Source organism: Falsirhodobacter sp. alg1 (assembly GCF_000739715.2).
Taxonomy (GTDB): Bacteria; Pseudomonadota; Alphaproteobacteria; order Rhodobacterales; family Rhodobacteraceae; genus Falsirhodobacter.
Genome location: NZ_BBJC02000003.1, coordinates 339,722 through 360,370 on the forward strand (window position 1 = coordinate 339,722; position 20,649 = coordinate 360,370).

At 58.9% G+C, this 20,649-nt stretch carries 18 protein-coding genes and 1 tRNA gene; 12 read left to right on the top strand and 7 right to left on the bottom strand.

Annotated elements, in window-relative coordinates; translation table 11 throughout:
* The first annotated feature begins 31 nt into the window (after nt 1-31).
* Nucleotides 32-2,068, top strand: a complete 2,037-nt coding sequence (locus TR36_RS08110; protein WP_062762976.1) for an ATP-binding protein — start codon at nt 32-34, stop codon at nt 2,066-2,068.
* On the opposite strand, the gene TR36_RS08115 is transcribed toward TR36_RS08110, so the two are convergent.
* Nucleotides 2,028-2,648: a hypothetical protein gene (locus tag TR36_RS08115; RefSeq protein WP_062762978.1), complete on the bottom strand. Its 621-nt coding sequence runs from the start codon at nt 2,646-2,648 to the stop codon at nt 2,028-2,030. The genes TR36_RS08110 and TR36_RS08115 overlap by 41 nt on opposite strands.
* Before the next feature lie 179 nt (nt 2,649-2,827).
* Here TR36_RS08115 and recA point away from each other — a divergent pair, with 179 nt between their 5' ends.
* The 3 genes from recA to TR36_RS08130 all read left to right on the top strand — a co-directional run bounded on the left by recA (nt 2,828) and on the right by TR36_RS08130 (nt 6,898).
* Nucleotides 2,828-3,895: a recombinase RecA gene (recA, locus tag TR36_RS08120; RefSeq protein ID WP_045390180.1), complete on the top strand. Its 1,068-nt coding sequence runs from the start codon at nt 2,828-2,830 to the stop codon at nt 3,893-3,895.
* Between the two features lie 66 nt (nt 3,896-3,961).
* Nucleotides 3,962-6,610 (top strand): alanine--tRNA ligase, encoded by a 2,649-nt coding sequence (gene alaS / locus TR36_RS08125; RefSeq protein WP_045390178.1) that lies wholly within the window; start codon nt 3,962-3,964, stop codon nt 6,608-6,610.
* Nucleotides 6,611-6,898 (top strand): DUF1330 domain-containing protein, encoded by a 288-nt coding sequence (locus TR36_RS08130; RefSeq protein ID WP_045390176.1) that lies wholly within the window; start codon nt 6,611-6,613, stop codon nt 6,896-6,898.
* A 30-nt stretch (nt 6,899-6,928) separates the two neighbouring features.
* On the opposite strand, the gene typA is transcribed toward TR36_RS08130, so the two are convergent.
* From typA to TR36_RS08155, 5 genes are all read right to left on the bottom strand, one after another.
* The gene (typA, locus tag TR36_RS08135; protein WP_045390174.1) at nt 6,929-8,749 is read right to left on the bottom strand and encodes a translational GTPase TypA; all 1,821 of its coding nucleotides are present in this window, start codon (nt 8,747-8,749) and stop codon (nt 6,929-6,931) included.
* A gap of 296 nt (nt 8,750-9,045) precedes the next feature.
* Nucleotides 9,046-9,588: a putative glycolipid-binding domain-containing protein gene (locus TR36_RS08140; protein WP_045390171.1), complete on the bottom strand. Its 543-nt coding sequence runs from the start codon at nt 9,586-9,588 to the stop codon at nt 9,046-9,048.
* A 91-nt stretch (nt 9,589-9,679) separates the two neighbouring features.
* On the bottom strand, nt 9,680-10,891 hold the full coding sequence (locus TR36_RS08145) for an NADP-dependent isocitrate dehydrogenase (RefSeq protein WP_045390168.1): 1,212 nt from the start codon (nt 10,889-10,891) through the stop codon (nt 9,680-9,682).
* Nucleotides 10,892-10,980: 89 nt separating this feature from the next.
* Entirely contained in the window at nt 10,981-11,568 is a 588-nt protein-coding gene (locus TR36_RS08150) for an HD family hydrolase (RefSeq protein ID WP_045390164.1), read from the bottom strand.
* Nucleotides 11,568-12,227: an alpha/beta hydrolase gene (locus TR36_RS08155; protein WP_045390161.1), complete on the bottom strand. Its 660-nt coding sequence runs from the start codon at nt 12,225-12,227 to the stop codon at nt 11,568-11,570. Before TR36_RS08155 ends, TR36_RS08150 begins: the two co-directional genes overlap by 1 nt.
* A 150-nt stretch (nt 12,228-12,377) precedes the next feature.
* Between TR36_RS08155 and TR36_RS08160 the strand changes: the two genes are divergently transcribed.
* The 8 genes from TR36_RS08160 (at nt 12,378) to TR36_RS08195 (ending at nt 19,387) form a co-directional block, all read left to right on the top strand.
* The gene (locus tag TR36_RS08160; RefSeq protein ID WP_062762980.1) at nt 12,378-12,839 is read left to right on the top strand and encodes an Rrf2 family transcriptional regulator; all 462 of its coding nucleotides are present in this window, start codon (nt 12,378-12,380) and stop codon (nt 12,837-12,839) included.
* Nucleotides 12,840-12,844: 5 nt separating this feature from the next.
* Nucleotides 12,845-13,888 carry a cysteine desulfurase family protein gene (locus TR36_RS08165; RefSeq protein ID WP_062763012.1) on the top strand — a complete coding sequence of 348 codons (1,044 nt, stop codon included), beginning with the start codon at nt 12,845-12,847 and terminating at the stop codon, nt 13,886-13,888.
* Nucleotides 13,889-13,899: 11 nt separating this feature from the next.
* The gene (gene sufB / locus TR36_RS08170; RefSeq protein WP_062762982.1) at nt 13,900-15,420 is read left to right on the top strand and encodes a Fe-S cluster assembly protein SufB; all 1,521 of its coding nucleotides are present in this window, start codon (nt 13,900-13,902) and stop codon (nt 15,418-15,420) included.
* A gap of 4 nt (nt 15,421-15,424) precedes the next feature.
* Nucleotides 15,425-16,180: a Fe-S cluster assembly ATPase SufC gene (gene sufC / locus TR36_RS08175; protein ID WP_045390156.1), complete on the top strand. Its 756-nt coding sequence runs from the start codon at nt 15,425-15,427 to the stop codon at nt 16,178-16,180.
* The gene (locus TR36_RS08180) at nt 16,180-17,454 is read left to right on the top strand and encodes a SufD family Fe-S cluster assembly protein (RefSeq protein ID WP_045390901.1); all 1,275 of its coding nucleotides are present in this window, start codon (nt 16,180-16,182) and stop codon (nt 17,452-17,454) included. The genes sufC and TR36_RS08180 overlap by 1 nt, the downstream gene beginning before the upstream one ends.
* A 27-nt stretch (nt 17,455-17,481) precedes the next feature.
* Nucleotides 17,482-18,051: a YIP1 family protein gene (locus tag TR36_RS08185; protein ID WP_062762984.1), complete on the top strand. Its 570-nt coding sequence runs from the start codon at nt 17,482-17,484 to the stop codon at nt 18,049-18,051.
* Nucleotides 18,044-19,264, top strand: a complete 1,221-nt coding sequence (locus TR36_RS08190) for a cysteine desulfurase (protein ID WP_045390152.1) — start codon at nt 18,044-18,046, stop codon at nt 19,262-19,264. Before TR36_RS08185 ends, TR36_RS08190 begins: the two co-directional genes overlap by 8 nt.
* A gap of 46 nt (nt 19,265-19,310) precedes the next feature.
* Nucleotides 19,311-19,387 (top strand) — tRNA-Arg (locus TR36_RS08195).
* A gap of 35 nt (nt 19,388-19,422) precedes the next feature.
* Here the strand turns inward: TR36_RS08195 and TR36_RS08200 are convergent.
* A complete protein-coding gene (locus TR36_RS08200) occupies nt 19,423-20,352 on the bottom strand; it encodes an integrase (protein ID WP_237763539.1) in 930 nt (309 codons plus the stop codon).
* Between the last annotated feature and the right edge of the window lie 297 nt (nt 20,353-20,649).

Here is a 20,649-nt window from a genome sequence, read left to right on the forward strand (position 1 = left end):
CGCCACTGGCATGAGATATCCCGGACGTACAATGCCATTCTCGCGGATCTATGGTTTCTGGATTGTCGCCATGCTGGCGGGTGGGGCGGTGGCGTTGGTCGTCACCGTCACGGCAGGCAGTTTTCGCCTGATCGAGGCGGCGCTTGCCGTAACGCTGACGCTATGGACGCTGTCGTTCGGTGCCGCCTGTCTGTACACTGTCCGCATGATGCGAGAGCGGACGTTGCGCCTTGCCTTGCAGCGGATGGCCGAGGGGGATCCCTCGATGTGCTTTTCCACGGCAGGGGATGGCCGGATCGTCTGGGTCAACGCAGCGGCCCGTGCCCGCGTCGGCAAGGTCGAGGATCGCGGTCCCGTGCCCGCATTGTCCACATTGTTTGCCGCACCGGCATCGGTGCTGTACCGGTTGCAGGCGCAGGCCAGCCGCGTCGGTTCCGCCTATGAAGATGTGGTGATGCATACCCGGCAGGCTCGCCTGTCCGTTCATGCCGCCGGGGTGGATCGCTATTTCTGGCGGATCGAAGAGCGGTTGAGCTGCGCCGATTCCACATTGGCGGTCACCGGGGACGGAACTGCCGAAGCGCCCCTGCTGGAACGGTTCTTCGAGGATATTCCGCTCTCGATCGTTACTTTCGCCATGGACGGGACGCTTCTGAGCGCGAACGCTTTGGCGCGGGAACAGCTTCTAATTCCATCCGGTGAACCTGCGGGGATTGCCGATCTGCTGGAGGGGTTGGGGCGTTCGGTCAGCACCTGGCTGCATGACGTGGTGGTTGGTCGTATTCCGCCTGCAAGCGAGGTCTTGCGTGTCAAACGGGCCACGGCCGACAGCTTCCTGCAGGTGACGCTACGACGCATGACGTCGAACGGCAATCCGATGGTGATGGCCGTTCTGATTGATGCAACAGCCGTCAAGACGCTGGAGGCGCAGTTCAATCAGAGCCAGAAAATGCAGGCCATCGGGCAGCTTGCCGGGGGAATTGCGCATGATTTCAACAATCTGCTGACAGCTATTTCCGGGCACTGCGATCTTTTGTTGTTGCGGCACGACCAGGATGATCCTGAATATTCGGATCTTATGCAGATCCACCAGAACGCCAATCGGGCAGCCAGCCTTGTGGGGCAGCTGCTGGCATTTTCGCGCAAGCAGACGCAAAAGCTGGAAACGCTGGATCTGACGGATGTGCTGTCGGACCTGACGCACCTTCTGAACCGCCTGGTTGGAGAGCGTGTTCGGCTGTGCCTGTCGAATGCCTCGGGGGCGGGGCGCGTCAATGCCGACCGGCGTCAGCTGGAACAGGTGATCATGAACCTTGTCGTCAACGCCCGCGATGCGATGATGTCGGGCGGGGAAATCCTGATCGAAACCGACAGCATGGCGCTGACGCAGGAATTGCGCCGCAATCGTGCGGTGGTGCCGCCGGGTGATTATTCTGTCATTCGTGTGATCGACAAAGGGGTGGGTATTCCTGCCGATCAGCTGGAAAAGATATTCGAGCCGTTCTTTACTACCAAACGTCAGGGGGAAGGGACCGGCCTCGGGCTTTCCACCGTTTACGGGATCGTCAAGCAGACGGGTGGCTTCATCTTTGTCGACAGTATTCTCGGGATCGGCAGTACGTTCCACATCCTGTTGCCGCGCAGTTACGACATGCCCGAGACGACCGAGCCGCTTGCCGTTGTCACGCCCAAGTTCCGCCCTGGTGATGGCGTCGTGCTTCTGGTGGAAGATGAAGCCCCGGTGCGTGCATTCGCGTCCCGCGCCCTGCGACTGCGCGGCTATACCGTGTTGGAGGCGGGGAGCGGGGAGGAAGCGCTGGCTTTGCTGGCCGACACGTCGCTGCATGTCGATCTGTTCGTTACCGACGTGGTCATGCCGGGCCTTGATGGCCCGTCATGGGTGCGCCGGGCGCTGCAGGACCGTCCCGATGCACATATCATCTTCGTATCCGGCTATGCCGAAGAGGCCTTTGCCGACGAACAGGCGCAGTTCACCAATTCGGTATTCCTGCCAAAACCCTTCTCTCTCAATGATCTGACGATGACGGTGCAGCGCCAATTGAGTTGATCGAGGCATACATCTCGTAATCCTTCACGCAGGCCTGCTGCAAAAGGGCTTCGCCTTCGGGCGAAAGATCTAGGGCACCGGGGGGCGAAACGTTCAAGCGGGGCAGGGTGATCGCGCAATCCAGCCGGTCTTCGAGAAAGGCGACGAAGCTGTCGATATCCTCGTAGCGGAACAGATGATCGATCCCTTCGCCATTGCGGGGGCGGAGAAAACGCTCCTGCGATCCGACATCGGCAAAGGCAGGCTTGTCCTCCGAGGCGTAGGCCGTAACGAACTGTTCAAACGTTAGCCCCTGGGTTCCCTTTTCCGCACTGACGGAATTGCGTGTGCGATAGCGGAACCAGCTTCCCAGCCAGTCGCGCGGTTCTCGCATCAGGGCCACGGTTTCGAAATCGGCACCCGAGGTTGCGCGCAGATAGGGGCCGATAAACCGGCGGTAGCGATGGACGGTGGTATGTTTCAGCACCGGCGGCCGCGTGACCGCAATCGCGGAAAGCGATTCAAGCGCGCTTTCGATGGCTGTTGACCCTGTTTTCGGCGTCGAGAGGAAAACAAGCCGCTGTTCCCAAAAAACTAACATCGTCTGATTCCTTCGTGAAGCGCATCGTCATTTAAGTATTGCTTAAGCATTTTGGCAAAAAGATCAATTTGATGAAAACCCTTGCTATCTCGGGTCCGCTTGCCCATATAGCATAGGAACAAAAAGAGAATATCAAGCCCGATTGCCGGTGCTTGTAGCCTGTGCGAAAAGGGATTTCGATGGCAACTGCGAACCTCTTTGAATCGAACGGAAAGCGCGAAATGGATAAGGCAAAGGCGTTGGAAAGCGCATTGGCTCAGATCGAACGGCAGTTCGGCAAGGGCTCGATCATGAAGCTAGGGCAAGATAATGCCGTGATGGATGTTGAGGCAACCTCGACCGGATCGCTGGGTCTTGATATCGCGCTTGGAATTGGCGGCCTGCCCAAGGGACGGATCATCGAAATCTACGGCCCGGAAAGCTCGGGCAAGACAACGCTGACGCTGCATGTCGTGGCTGAAGAGCAGAAGTCCGGTGGTGTCTGCGCCTTTGTGGACGCGGAACATGCCCTTGATCCCGCTTATGCGAAAAAGCTGGGCGTGAATCTGGATGAACTGCTTATCTCGCAGCCCGATACAGGTGAACAGGCGCTGGAGATTGTGGACACGCTGGTCCGGTCCGGTGCGGTGAACCTGATCGTCGTCGATTCGGTTGCGGCGCTGACGCCGAAGGCTGAAATCGAAGGTGATATGGGTGACATGCAGATGGGCAGCCAGGCCCGTCTGATGAGCCAGGCAATGCGCAAGCTGACCGCATCGATCGGCCGCTCCAACTGCATGGTCATCTTCATCAACCAGATCCGCATGAAAATCGGCGTCATGTTCGGCAGCCCCGAAACAACGACAGGGGGCAATGCGCTCAAGTTCTATGCTTCCGTCCGTCTGGATATCCGCCGTACCGGTGCGATCAAGGATCGTGACGAGGTCGTTGGAAACTCTACCCGTGTGAAGGTCGTCAAGAACAAGGTCGCCCCGCCATTCAAGGAGGTGGAGTTCGATATCATGTATGGCGAAGGCATCTCCAAGCTGGGTGAGCTGGTGGATCTTGGGGTCAAGGCTGGCGTGGTCGAGAAATCGGGTTCGTGGTACTCCTTTGGCGACGAGCGTATCGGGCAGGGACGTGAGAACGCAAAGCAGTTCCTGCGGGCCAATCCGGCCAGTGCGCGCAGCATCGAGGACAAGGTCCGGGCCGCCCATGGCCTTGATCTCAGCTTCAAACCTTCTGCCGACGATCTGACGGAAGACTGACGCCCCCTTGTTGCGCGGGCCTCTGGCGGGTAAACGGATCGTAACCGCAAGACAGGGGCCCCACGCATGCCGTCGTTGAACGAAATCCGATCCACATTCCTAGATTTCTTTGCGCGGAACGGCCACACGGTCGTTCCCAGCAGCCCATTGGTGCCGCGCAACGATCCAACCTTGATGTTCGCGAACTCGGGTATGGTCCAGTTCAAGGATTGCTTCACCGGAAATGAACAGCGCGATTATGTTCGCGCGACATCGTCGCAGAAATGCGTGCGGGCCGGTGGCAAGCATAACGATCTGGACAATGTGGGGTATACCGCACGGCACCATACATTCTTTGAAATGATGGGCAATTTCAGCTTTGGCGATTACTTCAAGGAGCAGGCGATCGCGAATGCATGGGAATTGCTGACGACCGATTTCGATATTCCCAAAGACAAGCTTCTGGTGACTGTCTATCACACCGATGACGAAGCTGCGGGTCTCTGGAAGAAAATCGCCGGTCTGGGCGATGACCGGATCATCCGCATTCCCACAAACGACAATTTCTGGTCTATGGGGCCGACCGGTCCTTGTGGTCCGTGCTCGGAGATCTTTTTCGACCACGGCGACAAGATCTGGGGTGGTCCCCCCGGCTCCAAGGATGAGGACGGTGATCGTTTCATCGAGATCTGGAACCTCGTTTTCATGCAGAACGAGCAATTTGCCGACGGATCGATGCGCGCGCTGGATATGCAATCGATCGACACCGGCATGGGGCTGGAACGGATCGGCGCCTTGTTGCAGGGCAAGCACGATAACTACGACACCGATTTGATGCGCAGCCTGATCGAGGCAAGCGCCAATGCCACATCGACCGATCCCGACGGCTCGGGCAAGATGCATCACCGCGTGATCGCGGACCACTTGCGGTCATCCTCTTTCCTTATGGCCGACGGCGTCATGCCATCCAGCGAGGGTCGCGGCTATGTTCTGCGTCGTATCATGCGCCGCGCCATGCGTCATGCGCATCAGCTGGGCGCGCGTGATCCGCTGATGTACCGTCTGGTTCCGGCATTGGTTCGCCAGATGGGCGAGGCGTATCCCGAACTGTCACGCGCGCAGCCATTGATCGAGGAAACACTGCGTCAGGAAGAAACGAAATTCCGGCAGACGCTGGATCGTGGCCTGAAGCTTCTGGATGAAGAATTGGCCGGACTGCCTGATGGCGCCGTTTTGCCGGGGGCAACAGCCTTCAAACTCTACGATACCTATGGATTTCCGCTGGACCTGACGCAGGATGCCCTGCGTGAAAAGGGGCGGACGGTCGATACGGATGGCTTCGCCACGGCAATGGCCGAGCAGAAGGCGCTGGCAGGCGGTTCCTGGGCCGGTTCCGGCGAAACGAAAGACGCCGCGATCTGGTTCGAACTGGCCGACAAGCATGAGGCGACCGAATTCCTGGGCTATGATACCGAGGCTGCGGAAGGCCAGGTTCTTGCCATCGTTGCCGAAGGTGCCGAAATTGAAGCGGCCATTCCGGGCCAGACTGTGCAGATCATTCTGAACCAGACCCCGTTCTATGGTGAGAGTGGCGGTCAGGTCGGCGATGCGGGCTTCATCAGCACCACCACGGGCCGCGCCCGGATCACGGATACACGCCGCAGCCGCGGCCTGTTCCTGCACAGTGCCGAGGTCTCTGAAGGGGAAATCCGCACGGGACAGGGGGCCGAACTGGTTGTCGATCATTCGCGTCGTGCCGCAATCGAGGCCAATCACTCCGCGACCCACCTGCTGAACGAGGCGTTGCGGCGCACGCTGGGGGATCATGTCGCCCAACGTGGGAGTTTGAATGCGCCTGATCGTCTGCGGTTTGATTTCAGCCATAGCAAGGGCCTTACAGCCGATGAAATGGCCACGGTCGAAGCCGAGGTGAACGCGATGATTCGCCAGAATGGCGAAGTCGTGACCCGTGTTATGGCACCGGACGATGCCCGTGAACTTGGCGCGCAGGCGCTGTTCGGCGAAAAATATGGCGATGAGGTTCGCGTTGTTTCCATGGGGCAGCGGATCGGATCAGGCAAAGGCACGGACGGAAAAACCTATAGTCTCGAGCTTTGTGGCGGCACCCATGTGGCGCGTTTGGGCGAGATCGGCCTGTTTGTGCTGCTCGGGGATTCCGCGTCTTCCTCAGGTGTGCGCCGGATCGAGGCCCTGACGGGTGAGGGTGCGCTGACCTATCTGAAGGAACAGGCGCAACGTGTGACGGATGTGGCTGCCCTGTTGAAGGCATCGCCCGCAGACATCGTTGACCGGACGCGCGCCTTGGTCGAGGAACGTCGCGCCCTTACGAACGAACTGGCACAGGTGAAACGCGAAGCTGCCATGGTCGGCGCAGCCGGTGAGGCACGTGAGATCGCGGGCGTGAAGTTCATGTCGCGCATCGTGTCGGGTGTATCGGGCAAAGAGCTTCCCGGGTTGATCGACGAGATGAAATCCCAGATCGGTTCGGGTGCCGTGCTTCTGATTTCCGATACCGGTGGCAAGGCAGCACTCGCAGCCGGGGTGACAGCGGATTTGACGGATCGGCTGTCAGCGGTCACCTTGGTAAAGGCAGCTGCCGAGGCTCTTGGTGGCAAAGGCGGTGGCGGCCGGCCCGATATGGCGCAGGCCGGGGCCGGATCTGCGGCAAATGCCGAAGAAGCAGTCAAAGCGGTGGAAGCCGCACTGGGGGAATGAATGTCGGCCTTGTGGATTACCAACATCGAAGTGACGGATGCCGAAAGCTACGCGAAATACGCATCCGCAGCAGGGGCGCCCATTGCGGCACATGGTGGGGTCTTTTTGCATCGCAGCGGCAATTATGTGCAGCTTGAAGGGCGGGAAAGGAAGCGGAACGTCGTGATCCGCTTCCCGTCAATCGAGGCGGCGATGGCGTGCTACAACTCGGCCGAATATCAGGCGGCCTTGGAGCATGCAAAGAACGCCTCGATCCGCGATCTTGTGGTTGTTGAAGAACTGGAATGAAAAAAGCCGCCCCTCGGGGCGGCTTTTCGATTAGCTGGCTGCGCGCGAGTGACGCTTGCGCTCATGCGGGTCAAGGTGACGCTTGCGCAGGCGGATGGCCTTCGGCGTCACTTCTACCAGTTCGTCATCATCGATATAGGCGATTGCCTGTTCCAGCGACAGCGTCACCGGGGTTGTCAGACGAACAGCTTCGTCCGTACCCGAGGCGCGAACGTTGGTCAGCTGCTTACCCTTCAACGGGTTCACTTCCAGATCGTTTTCACGGTTATGTTCACCGATGATCATGCCCGTGTAGACAGGCTCCTGAACGCCGATGAAGAAGTGGCCGCGGTCTTCCAGTTTCCACATGGCATAGGCAACGGACACGCCGCTTTCCATGGAGATCAGAACGCCTGCGCGACGGCCTTCGATCGGGCCCTTGTGCGGTGCCCATTCAAGGAACACACGGTTCAGCACGCCCGTTCCGCGTGTATCGGTCATGAACTGGCCGTGGTAGCCGATCAGACCGCGCGAAGGAACATGCGCGATGATGCGGGTCTTGCCAGCACCGGCAGGCTTCATCTCGACCAGATCGCCCTTACGCGGACCTGTCAGTTTCTCGATGACAGCACCGGTATATTCGTCGTCGACGTCGATGGTGACTTCTTCGATCGGCTCCTTGCGCACACCGTCTTCTTCGGTGAACAGAACGCGCGGGCGGGAGATCGACAGTTCGAACCCTTCACGGCGCATGTTCTCGATCAGAACGCCCATCTGCAGTTCGCCGCGGCCGGCAACGTCGAATGCATCGCCACCGGTCGTATCCGTTACCTTGATGGCAACGTTGACTTCGGCTTCTTTCATCAGACGCTCACGGATTACCCGCGATTGCACCTTGCTGCCGTCTTTGCCGGCGAGGGGCGAATCGTTGATACCGAAGGTTACCGAGATGGTCGGCGGGTCGATCGGCTGTGCCGGGATCGGAACGTCGATAGACAGATCGCAAAGTGTGTCGGCAACGGTGGCCTTGGTCATGCCGGCCAGCGTAACGATGTCACCTGCCTCGGCAGCGTCGATCGGCGTCTGGACCAGACCGCGGTAGGCCAGAACCTTGGAAACGCGGAACTGTTCGATACGCTCACCCGCACGGGTCATGGCTTTGATCGTGTCGCCGGCGCGCAGGGTGCCTGCTTCGACGCGACCGGTCAGAACGCGCCCGATGAACGGGTCGGCCGACAGCGTGGTTGCCAGCATCTGGAACGGCTCGCTCCGGCGTGCAATCTGCTTGGGCTGGGGAACGTGCTTCAGGATCAGGTCGAACAGGGCCGACAGATCCTTGCGCGGACCGTCCAGTTCCATGTCAGCCCAGCCCGAACGGCCAGAAGCGTACATGGTCGGGAAATCCAACTGGTTATCGTCTGCGCCAAGGTTGGCGAACAGATCGAAAACCTCATCCAGGGCGCGATCCGGCTCGGCGTCGGCCTTGTCGACCTTGTTCAGCACCACGATCGGGCGCAGACCAAGGGCAAGAGCCTTGGAGGTAACGAATTTCGTCTGAGGCATCGGGCCTTCAGCGGCGTCCACAAGAAGGACAACGCCATCAACCATGCTGAGAATGCGCTCCACCTCGCCACCGAAATCGGCGTGGCCCGGGGTGTCGACGATGTTGATGCGCGTGCCGTTCCATTCAAGGGACGTACATTTTGCAAGGATCGTGATACCACGTTCCCGTTCGATGTCGTTGGAGTCCATAGCCCGTTCGGCTACGGCCTGGTTGTCGCGGAAGGCTCCGGACTGTTTTAGAAGCTCGTCCACCAATGTGGTTTTGCCATGGTCGACGTGCGCGATGATCGCGATATTGCGGAGTTCCATCCGGAGTTTCCCCTGTGTGCTGTGCGTGTCCGATACAACGAAGAGCCGCAGATGGCTAGACCTTGTGGCAAAACGACCGGAAAAGAAAAAAGAGCGGTGCCTATATGGCCCGCTCTTTTCTTCTCGGACGCCACGATGCCCGCAGCGATCATCCAGCAGATCAGCCGATGCCGATGAACGAAAGGATTGCGACTACGATCACGACGAGGCCGACGATGTAAATGATGCTGTTCATGATGGGGCTCCTTATTTCCGGCTTTGCGGGATCATAACGAAACCGAGAGGGACTGGTTCCCTCAAGCCACGCGTTGCCAGTGATTTGGCTGGGCCTGCAGGAAACCGTCCTCGGAAATCTGCACGGGGCCTGACCAGTTCAGCAGGGGGGCGTGATAGTCGTAGTGCAACGGATCCTGTCGCCAGTAGCTTTGCGACATGTCCGTCAGGATCGTGTGTTCCAGATCGAAGAAAACGGCGCTGATGCCTACGCGTTGCTGTACGGCGGGGCCATTGCGCCGAATTTCGACAACCCGTGTTGCCGGAGTGAACCCGAGATGGAGGTGCCGGAGGTGTGCAAGCCCCATGGGCCGCCCGTCCAGCCACCAGCCATCTGATCTACGTTCAATCACAGTGGCTTGGCGGTGGCCGTCTACCTCGGCATCAATGCGCGCATGGACCCGACCGCAGTGATGGGATTGCAATTCGTAGGATACGGTCACATTCGCCTGGCACGGCTTCCGGTAGAGGGCCATTCCCTCAAGGTGCAATGCCGAACCGTTATCGCTCAATACGGCGGCATCATGCCCGGAACCGTCGCTGCGTACCCAAAGTGCCGTTGCCATACCCGTCTCCCATGAGACTGTAGAATAGGCATGATGCGTATCGGTTACGTGACGAAGAAAAAGGCCCGGAGTTTCCTCCGGGCCTTTGTTATCAGGAAAGTGCCTTGTTCAGGTACTCGTCCACCTTTTCAAGGTAGCCCATCGTGGTCAGCCATTGCTGGTCCGGACCGACGAGCAGCGCCAGATCCTTGGTCATGAAGCCGTCTTCGACCGCCTGAACCGTGACTTTTTCCAGCGTGTTGGCAAAGTTCAACAGCTCGGAGTTGTCGTCCAGCTTGGCGCGGTGCTTCAGACCACCGGTCCACGCAAAGATCGATGCGATGGAGTTGGTCGAAGTTTCCTTGCCCTGCTGGTGCTGACGGTAGTGACGGGTCACCGTACCGTGGGCCGCTTCCGCTTCAACGGTCTGACCATCGGGCGTCATCAGAACAGAGGTCATCAGGCCAAGCGAACCGAAGCCTTGCGCAACCGTATCGGACTGCACGTCACCATCGTAGTTCTTGCACGCCCAGACGTAGCCACCGGACCATTTCATTGCCGAAGCAACCATGTCGTCGATCAGGCGGTGCTCGTAATGGATACCGGCCTTCTTGAACTGTTCTTCGAACTCTTCTTCATAGACCTTCTGGAACAGGTCCTTGAAGCGGCCGTCATAGGCCTTGAGGATCGTGTTCTTGGTGGACAGGTAAACCGGCCAGCCTTTGACAAGGCCGTAGTTCATCGATGCACGGGCGAAATCGATGATCGATTCATCCAGGTTGTACATCGCCATGGTTACACCGGCGCTCGGTGCATCAAAGACTTCGCGTTCGATCGTTTCGCCGTCTTCACCGACGAACTTGATCGTCAGCTTGCCTTTGCCGGGGAAGCGGAAGTCCGTTGCGCGGTACTGGTCGCCGAATGCGTGACGTCCGACAACGATCGGCTGGGTCCAGCCCGGAACAAGACGCGGCACGTTCTGGCACAGGATAGGCTCACGGAAGATGACACCGCCCAGAATGTTGCGGATCGTGCCGTTCGGCGAACGCCACATCTGCTTCAGGCCGAACTCCTCGACGCGCTGTTCGTCAGGCGTGATCGTCGCACATTTGACGCCTACGCCGTATTTCTTGATGGCATGTGCAGCATCGATGGTGATCTGGTCGTCCGTGCGGTCCCGCTCTTCGATACCCAGATCGTAGTACTTCAGATCAATGTCCAAGTAGGGCAGGATCAGCTTCTGCTTGATGAAATCCCAGATGATCCGGGTCATCTCATCGCCGTCGAGCTCCACGACGGGGTTGGCTACCTTGATCTTCGACATGCGGTCCTCGCTGGTTGCAATTTCGATGCGTGTTTAACGCAGGTTTAGGTGGAAGGGAAGCGCGGTATGCGGCTGTATACAGACAAAGCTCAGGCTCGGGCGGTGAAGAACTGTAGCACGCGCGGGCGTATCCAGCTCCATATTCCGGGGGCCGCGCCGGTGATTTTCCTGCCAACCCGCTGGTCGAATTGTTCCAGCGTGACATCGTACTCGGTCCATGAGCCGCCACCATTGGCAATATTCAGCATGACAGGGGGGACGCGGTCCAGCGCCTTGGCGAAACGGGCGTCGGGGGTTTCGTTCGCCTCGAATTCGGACCAGAGCGCGCGGAATGCATCGGCCTGATCGGCGGGCAAAAGCCCGAACAGCCGTTCCGCGGCTTTGGCCTCGGCATGGCTTGCGGCGTCATGTGCCGTGCCATCGCCGGCATGCAGCGGAACGTCGCCCGTATCGATTTCGACAATGTCATGCAGGATCAGCATCCGGATCACACGGTCCAGTGCCACGCCCGCGGGGGCCTGATCTGCCAGCACCATGGCGTAGAGCGCCACGTGCCAGCTGTGTTCGGCAGAATTCTCGCGCCGCGAGCCATCGGCAAGCCGGCTGGCCCGCAGCACAGTTTTCAGGCGATCCGCCTCTTGCAGAAAGGTGAACTGCTGCGAAAGGCGGTCGGTCATCAGCGGCTCGTTTCCCCGAGGCGGCGCTTCACATAGCCGCTGACAGTATCGATCATCGGGTTCATATGGGCCTCGTCATCCTTGAAGAAGTGGTCGGCACCTTCCACGACATCATGGGTGATGGTGATCCCCTTCTGCTCGTGCAGTTTGTTGACCAGATTGACGGTATCGGCAGGCGGCGCCACGCGGTCGGCTGATCCGTTGATGATCAGGCCGGACGACGGGCAGGGCGCCAGGAAAGAAAAGTCGTACATGTTGGCAGGCGGCGACACCGATACGAATCCCGTGATTTCAGGGCGACGCATCAGAAGCTGCATCCCGATCCATGCGCCAAACGAGAACCCTGCAACCCAGCAGTGCTTTGCATTCTGGTTCATCGACTGAAGATAATCCAGCGCCGAGGCGGCATCCGAAAGTTCGCCCACGCCCTGATCATACTCTCCCTGGCTACGCCCCACGCCACGGAAATTGAACCGAAGCACGGTGAAGCCCAGTTTGTAGAACGTATAATGCAGATTGTAGACGACACGGTTGTTCATCGACCCGCCGAATTGCGGATGCGGGTGCAAGACGATGGCGATAGGGGCGTCACGCTCTTTCTGAGGGTGATACCGGCCTTCGAGCCGTCCTTCGGGACCGGCGAAAATTACTTCGGGCATTTAGGCGCCTTTTTATGGTCCGGCGAATGTTGACGTAAACGCTCGGATAACTTAGAACTATTCCAAAGGGCTTGACATTCAGTTACCTTCGGGCTGGAAAGCAAGTAAGCGGCCAAGGGCCGCACGTCAATCTATCCGGGGCGGATACCAATGAAACTCTCGACCAAAGGCCGTTATGCTATGGTGGCGCTGGTGGATCTCGCGCTTCACAGCGGGGAAAAGCTGGTATCCCTTGCCGAAGTGTCAAAACGGCAAGATGTATCATTGCCCTATCTGGAGCAGCTGTTCGTAAAGCTGCGCCGTGCAGGGCTGGTCGAGGCGGTGCGTGGGCCGGGCGGTGGTTACAAGCTTGCCCGCAGCCCCGACTCTATCCGCGTTAGCGAGATCATGGAAGCGGTAGATGAGCATGTGAACGCGATGCATATGGGTGCGGGGGCCTCTGGCGGCATTTCCGGCAGCCGGGCGCAATCGATGACGAACCGCTTGTGGGAAGGGCTGTCGGCGCAGGTCTACGTGTTTCTGCATCAGACCCGCCTGTCGGATGTCGTGCGCAACGAGATGACGCCTTGCCCCGCCGTTCCGGCCCTTTTCCGTGTCGTGGTCGAGGATTGATGGCCATGGAACGGGTCTATCTGGATTATAATGCGACGACGCCGATCCGCCCCGAGGCGCGTGCGGCGATGGTTGCGTCATTCGACATTCAGGGAAACCCGTCCTCGGTCCATGCCGAAGGGCGCAAGGCCAAGGCATTGGTGGAACGTGCGCGCGCGCAGGTTGCCGCAGCCCTTGGTGCCGAAGGGGCGGATATCATTTTCGTGTCCAGCGCCACGGAGGCTGCGGCGCTGGCCTGTGCAGGGCGCGGGTTGGCATGCGCTGCGGTGGAGCATGAGGCCGTTTCGGCCTGGTGCCGCTCCGAATTGCAGACGGATGCGGCTGGTAAAGTGCAGGTGGTCGATCCGGCTGCCACATCGTTGCAGATTGCCAACTCCGAAACCGGCATTCTGCAAAGCCTGCCCGAAGGACTGGCTGTCAGCGATCTGACACAGGGCTTTGGCAAGATCCCCCTGGCCTTCAACTGGCTGGGGTGTGGCATGGCGTTGGTATCTGCCCATAAGATCGGGGGTCCCAAAGGGATCGGGGCGCTGGTCATGCGTCGCGGAACCGATGTTGTGGCGCAATTGCGCGGCGGCGGGCAGGAAATGGGCTGGCGCGCGGGAACCGAGAACCTGTCCGGTATTGCCGGTTTTGGTGCGGCTGCCGAGGCGGCTGCGCGTGATCTGGCCGACGGGTGCTGGGACCGGGTCGAAGAAATTAGAAACGTTCTGGAAGATGCATTGCTTGCGGATGCCGATGTTACTATCTCGGTCGGGAAGGGTGGATTGCGTCTACCCAACACGATCAGCCTCGTGACCCCCGGTTGGAAGGGGGAAACGCAGGTGATGCAAATGGATCTTGCGGGATTTGCCGTGTCGGCGGGTTCTGCATGTTCAAGCGGAAAGGTCCGGCCCAGCCTTGTGCTGCGGGCCATGGGGTTCGATGACGAGGCCGCATCTTCGGCGATGCGTGTTTCGATCAGCCCCGATGTTACAGAAGAGCAGGCGTTGCGATTTGCCGACGTTTGGACCAAGGCGCGGAAGCGGCATATGGCGCGCGCCGCGTGAAGGAGACAAGGATGGCTTTGGAAGAAAACCTTTCGGAACTTGAGGTGCGCGAAGGCGTCGATCGTGAAACGATCGAGACCGTGCATGCGATGTCCGGCAAGTACAAGCATGGCTGGGAAACAGAGATCGAGATGGAGTTCGCGCCGAAGGGCCTGAACGAAGATATCGTTCGTCTGATCTCGGCCAAGAATGACGAGCCCGAGTGGCTGACCGAATGGCGTTTGGCGGCCTATCGTCGTTGGGTTGAAATGACCGAGCCGACGTGGGCGATGGTGGATTATCCTGAAATCGATTATCAGGATATCTACTACTATGCCAAACCCAAGAGCATGGAAGTAAAGCCGAAATCCTTGGACGAGGTGGACCCGAAGCTGCTGGCCACCTATGCCAAGCTGGGTATCCCGCTGAAAGAGCAGGCTTTGCTGGCCGGTGTTGAGGGGGCGGAGCCTGCGCGGCCCGTCGCCGTGGATGCGGTGTTCGACTCCGTTTCGGTGGGGACGACATTCCAGGCAGAGCTGGCCAAGGCGGGCGTTATCTTCTGCTCCATCTCCGAGGCGGTGCGCGAGCATCCGGAGCTGGTGAAGAAATATCTCGGTTCGGTTGTTCCGCAGTCGGATAACTTCTTTGCCACGCTGAACGCGGCAGTCTTTTCGGACGGATCGTTCGTCTACATTCCGGAAGGCGTGAAATGCCCGATGGAGCTGTCGACCTATTTCCGTATCAACGCGGAGAACACAGGACAGTTTGAGCGGACGTTGATCGTGGCCGAAAAAGGGTCCTATGTCAGCTACCTCGAAGGGTGTACCGCGCCGAAGCGTGATACGAACCAGCTGCATGCCGCGGTTGTGGAACTGGTCATTCTGGAAGATGCCGAGATCAAGTACTCGACCGTTCAGAACTGGTTCCCGGGCGATGAGAACGGTAAGGGCGGCATCTACAACTTCGTGACCAAACGTGCCGATTGCCGGGGTGACCGGGCAAAGGTGATGTGGACACAGGTTGAAACCGGCTCGGCAATCACTTGGAAATACCCGTCCTGCATTCTGCGCGGGAACGAAAGCCAGGGTGAGTTCTATTCGATCGCTATTGCGAACAACGCACAGCAGGCGGACACCGGAACCAAGATGATCCATCTTGGCAAGAACACCCGCTCACGCATTGTTTCCAAAGGGATTTCGGCCGGTAAGGCGCAAAATACCTATCGTGGTCAGGTTACGATGCACCCCAAGGCGCAGAACAGCCGGAACTACACCCAATGCGACAGCTTGCTGATCGGTGATCAATGTGGCGCACATACCGTGCCCTACATCGAGGTGAAGAACAACTCGAGCCGTGTGGAACATGAAGCAACGACATCCAAGGTGGATGACGATCAGCTGTTCTACTGCCGCTCGCGTGGGATGGATGAGGAGGAAGCAGTCGCGCTGGTCGTGAACGGCTTCTGCAAGGAAGTGCTGCAAGCGCTTCCGATGGAATTTGCTATGGAGGCGCAGGCGCTTGTCGCGATCAGCCTCGAAGGGTCTGTGGGCTAATATTATGCTGAATATCAAAAACTTGCATGTCAAACTCGAAGACGAGGATAAGGTCATCCTGCGCGGGGTGGATCTGACCGTCGAAGCCGGAAAGGTCCATGCGATCATGGGCCCGAACGGTTCGGGCAAATCGACATTGTCCTATGTCCTTTCGGGTCGTGATGGCTATGAGGTCACCGACGGTTCCGCAGAGCTGGAAGGCGAAGAGCTGCTGGACATGGATCCGGAAGAGCGCGCGGCAGCGGGCCTGTTCCTTGCATTCCAGTATCCGGTGGAAATTCCGGGTGTGGGCAACATGACCTTTCTGCGTACGGCGTTGAACGCACAGCGCAAGGCACGTGGCGAGGAAGAAGTTTCGGCAGGCGATTTCCTGAAGCTCGTTCGCGAGAAAGCAGCTTCGCTGAAGATCGATGCCGACATGATGAAGCGTCCGGTCAACGTCGGTTTTTCGGGTGGTGAGAAAAAGCGGAACGAGATCCTGCAGATGGCGCTGCTGGAGCCGAAGATGTGCATTCTGGACGAGACAGATTCCGGTCTGGACGTCGATGCTATGAAGCTGGTTGCAGACGGCGTGAACGCGCTTCGCAGCGAGGGCCGCGGATTTCTGGTCATTACCCACTACCAGCGCCTTCTGGACCATATCAAACCGGATGTCGTCCACATCATGGCGAATGGCCGCATCGTTCTGACCGGTGGCCCCGAGCTGGCACTGGAAGTCGAGAAGAACGGCTACACCGACATTCTGGCGGGGGTGGAATGATGGCTTTGGCGCAAACGCGGCTGGATCAGCTGTCCGCGCGCATTGCCGGACTGCATTTTCCTTCGACCGGCTGGCAAGGCAAGGCGCGTGGTGACGCGCTGAGCCGTCTGGGCGAGGTGGGCTTGCCCGCCGCCCGTGACGAATACTGGCGCTACACCGCGCCGGCCAAACTGACCGCTGCCGAAGTAAAGGCTGACGTGTCAAAGGGCGAAGTGGCTTTTGACGAGACAGACGCGTTGCGCGTTGTCTTTGTCGATGGTGTCTTCGACGCGGCGGCTTCGGATGATCTGGCAATGGACGGTCTGGAAATCGTGCGGCTTGCCGATGCGGTGACGGATATCCACTGGGCTGCCGAGATTTACGGGCAGCTGGAAACCAAGGGGCAAACGCCTGTTGTTCGTCCGCTGGCCACATTGGCGACAGCCTTTGCAACAGATGGCCTGCTGATCCGGGTGACGGGCAAGGCAACCCGCCCGGTTCATGTGGTTTACATTGGTAAATCAGATACTTCGGACGCGATCCTGCACCATTGCGTGATGCTGGAAAAAGGGGCAGAGATGACTCTTCTTGAAAGCGGTGACGCGGCAGCGCGGTTCACGAGCAACCTTGAGGTTGATGTGGCCGAAGAGGCACGTTTCCATCACGTTCGCCTGCAGGGGCGCAACGCCGACCGCCGGGTCAACACGCACATCTTTGCCCGCATTGCCGAGCAATCCACGTTCAAGTCGTTCACCGCGTCGATCAACGGTACGATGACACGGAACGAGGCTGTGCTGGACATCGTCGGCGATGATGCGATCGCACACGTTGCAGGGGCCACGGTCGGCGACGGCCGTGATTTCCACAATGACGATACGGTCTTCATCACCCATGCGGCAGAGCGGTGCGAAAGCCGGCAGGTTTACAAGAAAGTTCTGAAGAACGGCGCCACCGGCGTGTTCCAAGGGAAAATTCTCGTAAAACCCGGTGCGCAGAAAACCGACGGCTACCAGATCAGCCAGAGCCTTCTGCTGGACGGCGACAGCCAGTTTCTGGCAAAGCCGGAACTGGAAATCTATGCCGATGACGTAAAGTGTTCGCATGGATCGACTTCGGGGGCGATCGACGATACGGCGCTGTTCTACCTGCGGTCGCGCGGTGTGCCGCTTCGTCGGGCACAGTCGCTGCTGGTGCTGGCGTTCTTGGCCGAAGCCTTGTCCGAGATCGAGGACGAAGCCTTGGCCGAAGATCTGCGCCTGCGTCTGGAAGACTGGCTGGATCGCCACGAAGGCTGATGCGCGCTAAATACAAGGAAGCTGCCGGTGGGTGATATTTACCCTCTTATCGTGATGTCTGTGCGCGAACCCCGGAAAGGGGTTCGTTACGTTCTGGATGCACCTTTGGGCGAATCCGGCCGTCGGCAACTTTTCTTGCTTGCAACCATACTGCCGGCGCTTCTGATCTCGCTTGGCCTGATCATCGCGCCGGCAGATCCGGAAATGGTATTCTTCCCCAGCAGCCCGTTCCTGCTGGCCGGTGTCCAGGCCTTTGCGCTTCTTGTCCTGTCGGGGCTTGTTTATTTTGTAGGGCGGGCACGGGGCGGGCGCGGCTCGTTTTCCGAATGCCTTGCGGCGGCGGCCTGGTTGCAGGTGGTCATGTCGTTCCTGCAGGCAGGACTGTTGCTGCTGGAATTGGCGCTGCCATCTGTCGCGGCCGTAGTTGCCGTGGCCGTCATCATATTTTTCATGTGGATGCTAATCGGCTTCATTGCCGAGGTCCACAGCTTCACATCGCTGCCAAAGGTACTGGGCGCTGTGGTGCTGACACTGATCGGTGTCTGGCTGTTCCTGACATTGATATCAACGCTTCTGGTAGGATTGCTGTATGTTTGACGTTAATGCGGTTCGAAACGATTTCCCGATCCTTTCGCGTAAAGTTAATGGCAAACCTCTCGTCTATCTGGATAACGGTGCTTCGGCGCAGAAGCCGAAGGTCGTGATCGACGCGATGACCGAGGCCTATTCGAACGAATATGCCAATGTGCATCGTGGCCTCCATTATCTGTCAACGGTGGCGACCGAGAAATATGAAGGGGTGCGCGGGACCATTGCCCGGTTTCTGAACGTGCCGGACCCGGATAACATCGTCTTCACAACCGGCTCTACCGAGGCGATCAACATGGTCTCCTACGCTTGGGCGGCACCCCGCCTGCAGGCGGGGGATGAAATCGTTTTGTCCATTGCCGAGCATCATGCCAACATCGTTCCGTGGCATTTCCTGCGTGAACGCCAGGGTGTTGTGCTGAAATGGGTCGAATGTGACGAGAACGGTGACATTGATCCGCAGGCCGTGATCGATGCCATTGGTGCCCGCACCAAGCTGGTTGCCATCACGCATATGTCCAATGTGACAGGTACGGTACTGGATGTGGCAGCCATTACCCGTGGTGCCCATGCCAAAGGCGTGCCGGTGCTGGTGGATGGGTCGCAGGCTGCCGTCCATATGCCGGTTGATATTCCGGCGATCGGCTGCGATTTCTATGCGATCACTGGACATAAACTCTATGGGCCGACCGGCTCCGGCGCGATCTATATCAGCGCCGAGCGGATGGCTGAAATGCGCCCGTTCCTTGGTGGCGGCGATATGATCGACGTTGTGACCCGCGATACCGTGACCTATGCCAAGCCGCCTTTGCGGTTTGAGGCGGGAACGCCAGGCATTGTCCAGCAGATCGGTTTCGGCGTTGCACTCGAATATCTGATGTCATTGGGTATGGAAAATATTGCCAAGCATGAGCAGGCCCTGCGAGACGCCGCGCAAGAGCGTTTGCGTGGCTTGAACTGGCTTTCCATTCAGGGAAATTCGGCCACCAAGGGCGCAATATTCTCCTTCACCATGGCGGGCGGGGCGCATCCGCATGACATCTCCACCGTTCTGGACCAACGCGGCATTGCCGTCAGGGCAGGGACGCATTGCGCCTTGCCGTTGATGCAACACCTTGGCGTGGGCGCGACATGCCGTGCCAGCTTTGCCATGTACAACACGGTAGAGGAAGTCGATGCCCTGATTTCGGGGTTGGAGCTATGTCATGAACTGTTTGGTTAGAACTGTACTTGCGCCGGTCCGCAGGCGCTGATAATGAGCGCGTAAGGCACCCATAGCTCAGCTGGATAGAGCGCTGCCCTCCGAAGGCAGAGGTCGCACGTTCGAATCGTGCTGGGTGCACCAACAATCTCTTATTATTATTCGGAAATTTCAGCGCCTCACCCGGTGCGGTTGTTTTTGTTTCTGGGGCTGGCCCCTGAAACCCTCCTTTGCATAGCATTTACAGCCGATTGCTGGTGGTCCGGATGATGATGCCCGTAAACCGATTCCAGCGTTTGCAGGCTGACCCCGAAGAACCCTGCAACATCCCATTTTTCGGCGCCCGCTTGCATCGCCCAAGTGATGGCGGTGTGCCGAAGAACGTGGGGCGTCACATCTGTCAGATCGACGTGTCGCCCTTTGGCCGCAGCCAGTTCGCCTGCGATGATACAGGCGTTTGCCCATCCTTTCTTGATCTCGGCCACGCGGTAGCCTGCGTGGTTCTGCACCACCCATCGGTCGCCGTGCGCCGCCCATCGGCGGACATGGGCGAGGAATGCCGCCGGCAGGCGGGTGGAAGGCTGGCGCTTTTTCGTACGGCGGGTTCCGGTGCCGACCCGATACATCACACCGCGTTCGGTATCGATCCAGCCGTCATTGACCGAGGGGCGATTGATTCCAAGCGCCAGGCTAGCCGATTTGCGAGTGCCGGTATATCGCCCGACCAGGATGAAGCGCAGCAGATGCCGGCCATCGATCCGGAGATGGCGGGATGCCCGCATGAGCCAGAACATTTCCTCGCGCGTTAGCCACCGCTCTTTCGGGTTGGGCTTTTCTGGCAGGCTGACCAAGGGTGCCGTCGTCATATGCCCTTCCTTCATGCAGTAGTTCAATGCCGCCTGAAGGGTTCCCAGCTCTCGTCGCACTGTTCCTGGGACCCGATTGCGATAGGCAACATAGCGGCGGCATGTTTCCCCTTTGATGGAGGAAACAGACAGATCCCCCCAGAACGGATCCAGCGCGTCAATCGCATATCCGATTCGGGCAGGATCGCTTGTGGTTGGCGCATGGCCCTCGCCATAGATCGCAAGTGCCTGTCCGACTGTCATCGTGTCTGGGGAAAGGACATTACGCGGCATGCCTCTGGTTGCGATGTACCGCGCGAGAGCGCTTTTAGCTTGGATGCGGTCTGACGTGCCGGTCGAGAATTCGATGCCGCCTTCATCCCTGATGACCCAGACCGGATCGCATCCTGTTCTTTTACGTGCGTAGAGCCGGGCTCCCTTTGATGGACGCGACATTTATCGATCAACTCCCCTAGTTCTTCGGGTTTCAGGCGTTTGGCGCTGCCGATCTGCACGATGTATCCGTGAATATGGGCGGCGCGTTCAAGTGGTGCGGCAGGA

What these genes read in the sequence shown, in the direction of transcription:
- TR36_RS08110 (WP_062762976.1), top strand. Translation starts at nt 32, where the DNA reads ATGCCATTCTCGCGGATCTATGGTTTCTGGATTGTCGCCATGCTGGCG.
- TR36_RS08115 (WP_062762978.1), bottom strand. Translation starts at nt 2,648, where the DNA reads ATGTTAGTTTTTTGGGAACAGCGGCTTGTTTTCCTCTCGACGCCGAAA.
- recA (WP_045390180.1), top strand. Translation starts at nt 2,828, where the DNA reads ATGGCAACTGCGAACCTCTTTGAATCGAACGGAAAGCGCGAAATGGAT.
- alaS (WP_045390178.1), top strand. Translation starts at nt 3,962, where the DNA reads ATGCCGTCGTTGAACGAAATCCGATCCACATTCCTAGATTTCTTTGCG.
- TR36_RS08130 (WP_045390176.1), top strand. Translation starts at nt 6,611, where the DNA reads ATGTCGGCCTTGTGGATTACCAACATCGAAGTGACGGATGCCGAAAGC.
- typA (WP_045390174.1), bottom strand. Translation starts at nt 8,749, where the DNA reads ATGGAACTCCGCAATATCGCGATCATCGCGCACGTCGACCATGGCAAA.
- TR36_RS08140 (WP_045390171.1), bottom strand. Translation starts at nt 9,588, where the DNA reads ATGGCAACGGCACTTTGGGTACGCAGCGACGGTTCCGGGCATGATGCC.
- TR36_RS08145 (WP_045390168.1), bottom strand. Translation starts at nt 10,891, where the DNA reads ATGTCGAAGATCAAGGTAGCCAACCCCGTCGTGGAGCTCGACGGCGAT.
- TR36_RS08150 (WP_045390164.1), bottom strand. Translation starts at nt 11,568, where the DNA reads ATGACCGACCGCCTTTCGCAGCAGTTCACCTTTCTGCAAGAGGCGGAT.
- TR36_RS08155 (WP_045390161.1), bottom strand. Translation starts at nt 12,227, where the DNA reads ATGCCCGAAGTAATTTTCGCCGGTCCCGAAGGACGGCTCGAAGGCCGG.
- TR36_RS08160 (WP_062762980.1), top strand. Translation starts at nt 12,378, where the DNA reads ATGAAACTCTCGACCAAAGGCCGTTATGCTATGGTGGCGCTGGTGGAT.
- TR36_RS08165 (WP_062763012.1), top strand. Translation starts at nt 12,845, where the DNA reads ATGGAACGGGTCTATCTGGATTATAATGCGACGACGCCGATCCGCCCC.
- sufB (WP_062762982.1), top strand. Translation starts at nt 13,900, where the DNA reads ATGGCTTTGGAAGAAAACCTTTCGGAACTTGAGGTGCGCGAAGGCGTC.
- sufC (WP_045390156.1), top strand. Translation starts at nt 15,425, where the DNA reads ATGCTGAATATCAAAAACTTGCATGTCAAACTCGAAGACGAGGATAAG.
- TR36_RS08180 (WP_045390901.1), top strand. Translation starts at nt 16,180, where the DNA reads ATGGCTTTGGCGCAAACGCGGCTGGATCAGCTGTCCGCGCGCATTGCC.
- TR36_RS08190 (WP_045390152.1), top strand. Translation starts at nt 18,044, where the DNA reads ATGTTTGACGTTAATGCGGTTCGAAACGATTTCCCGATCCTTTCGCGT.
- TR36_RS08200 (WP_237763539.1), bottom strand. Translation starts at nt 20,352, where the DNA reads ATGACAGTCGGACAGGCACTTGCGATCTATGGCGAGGGCCATGCGCCA.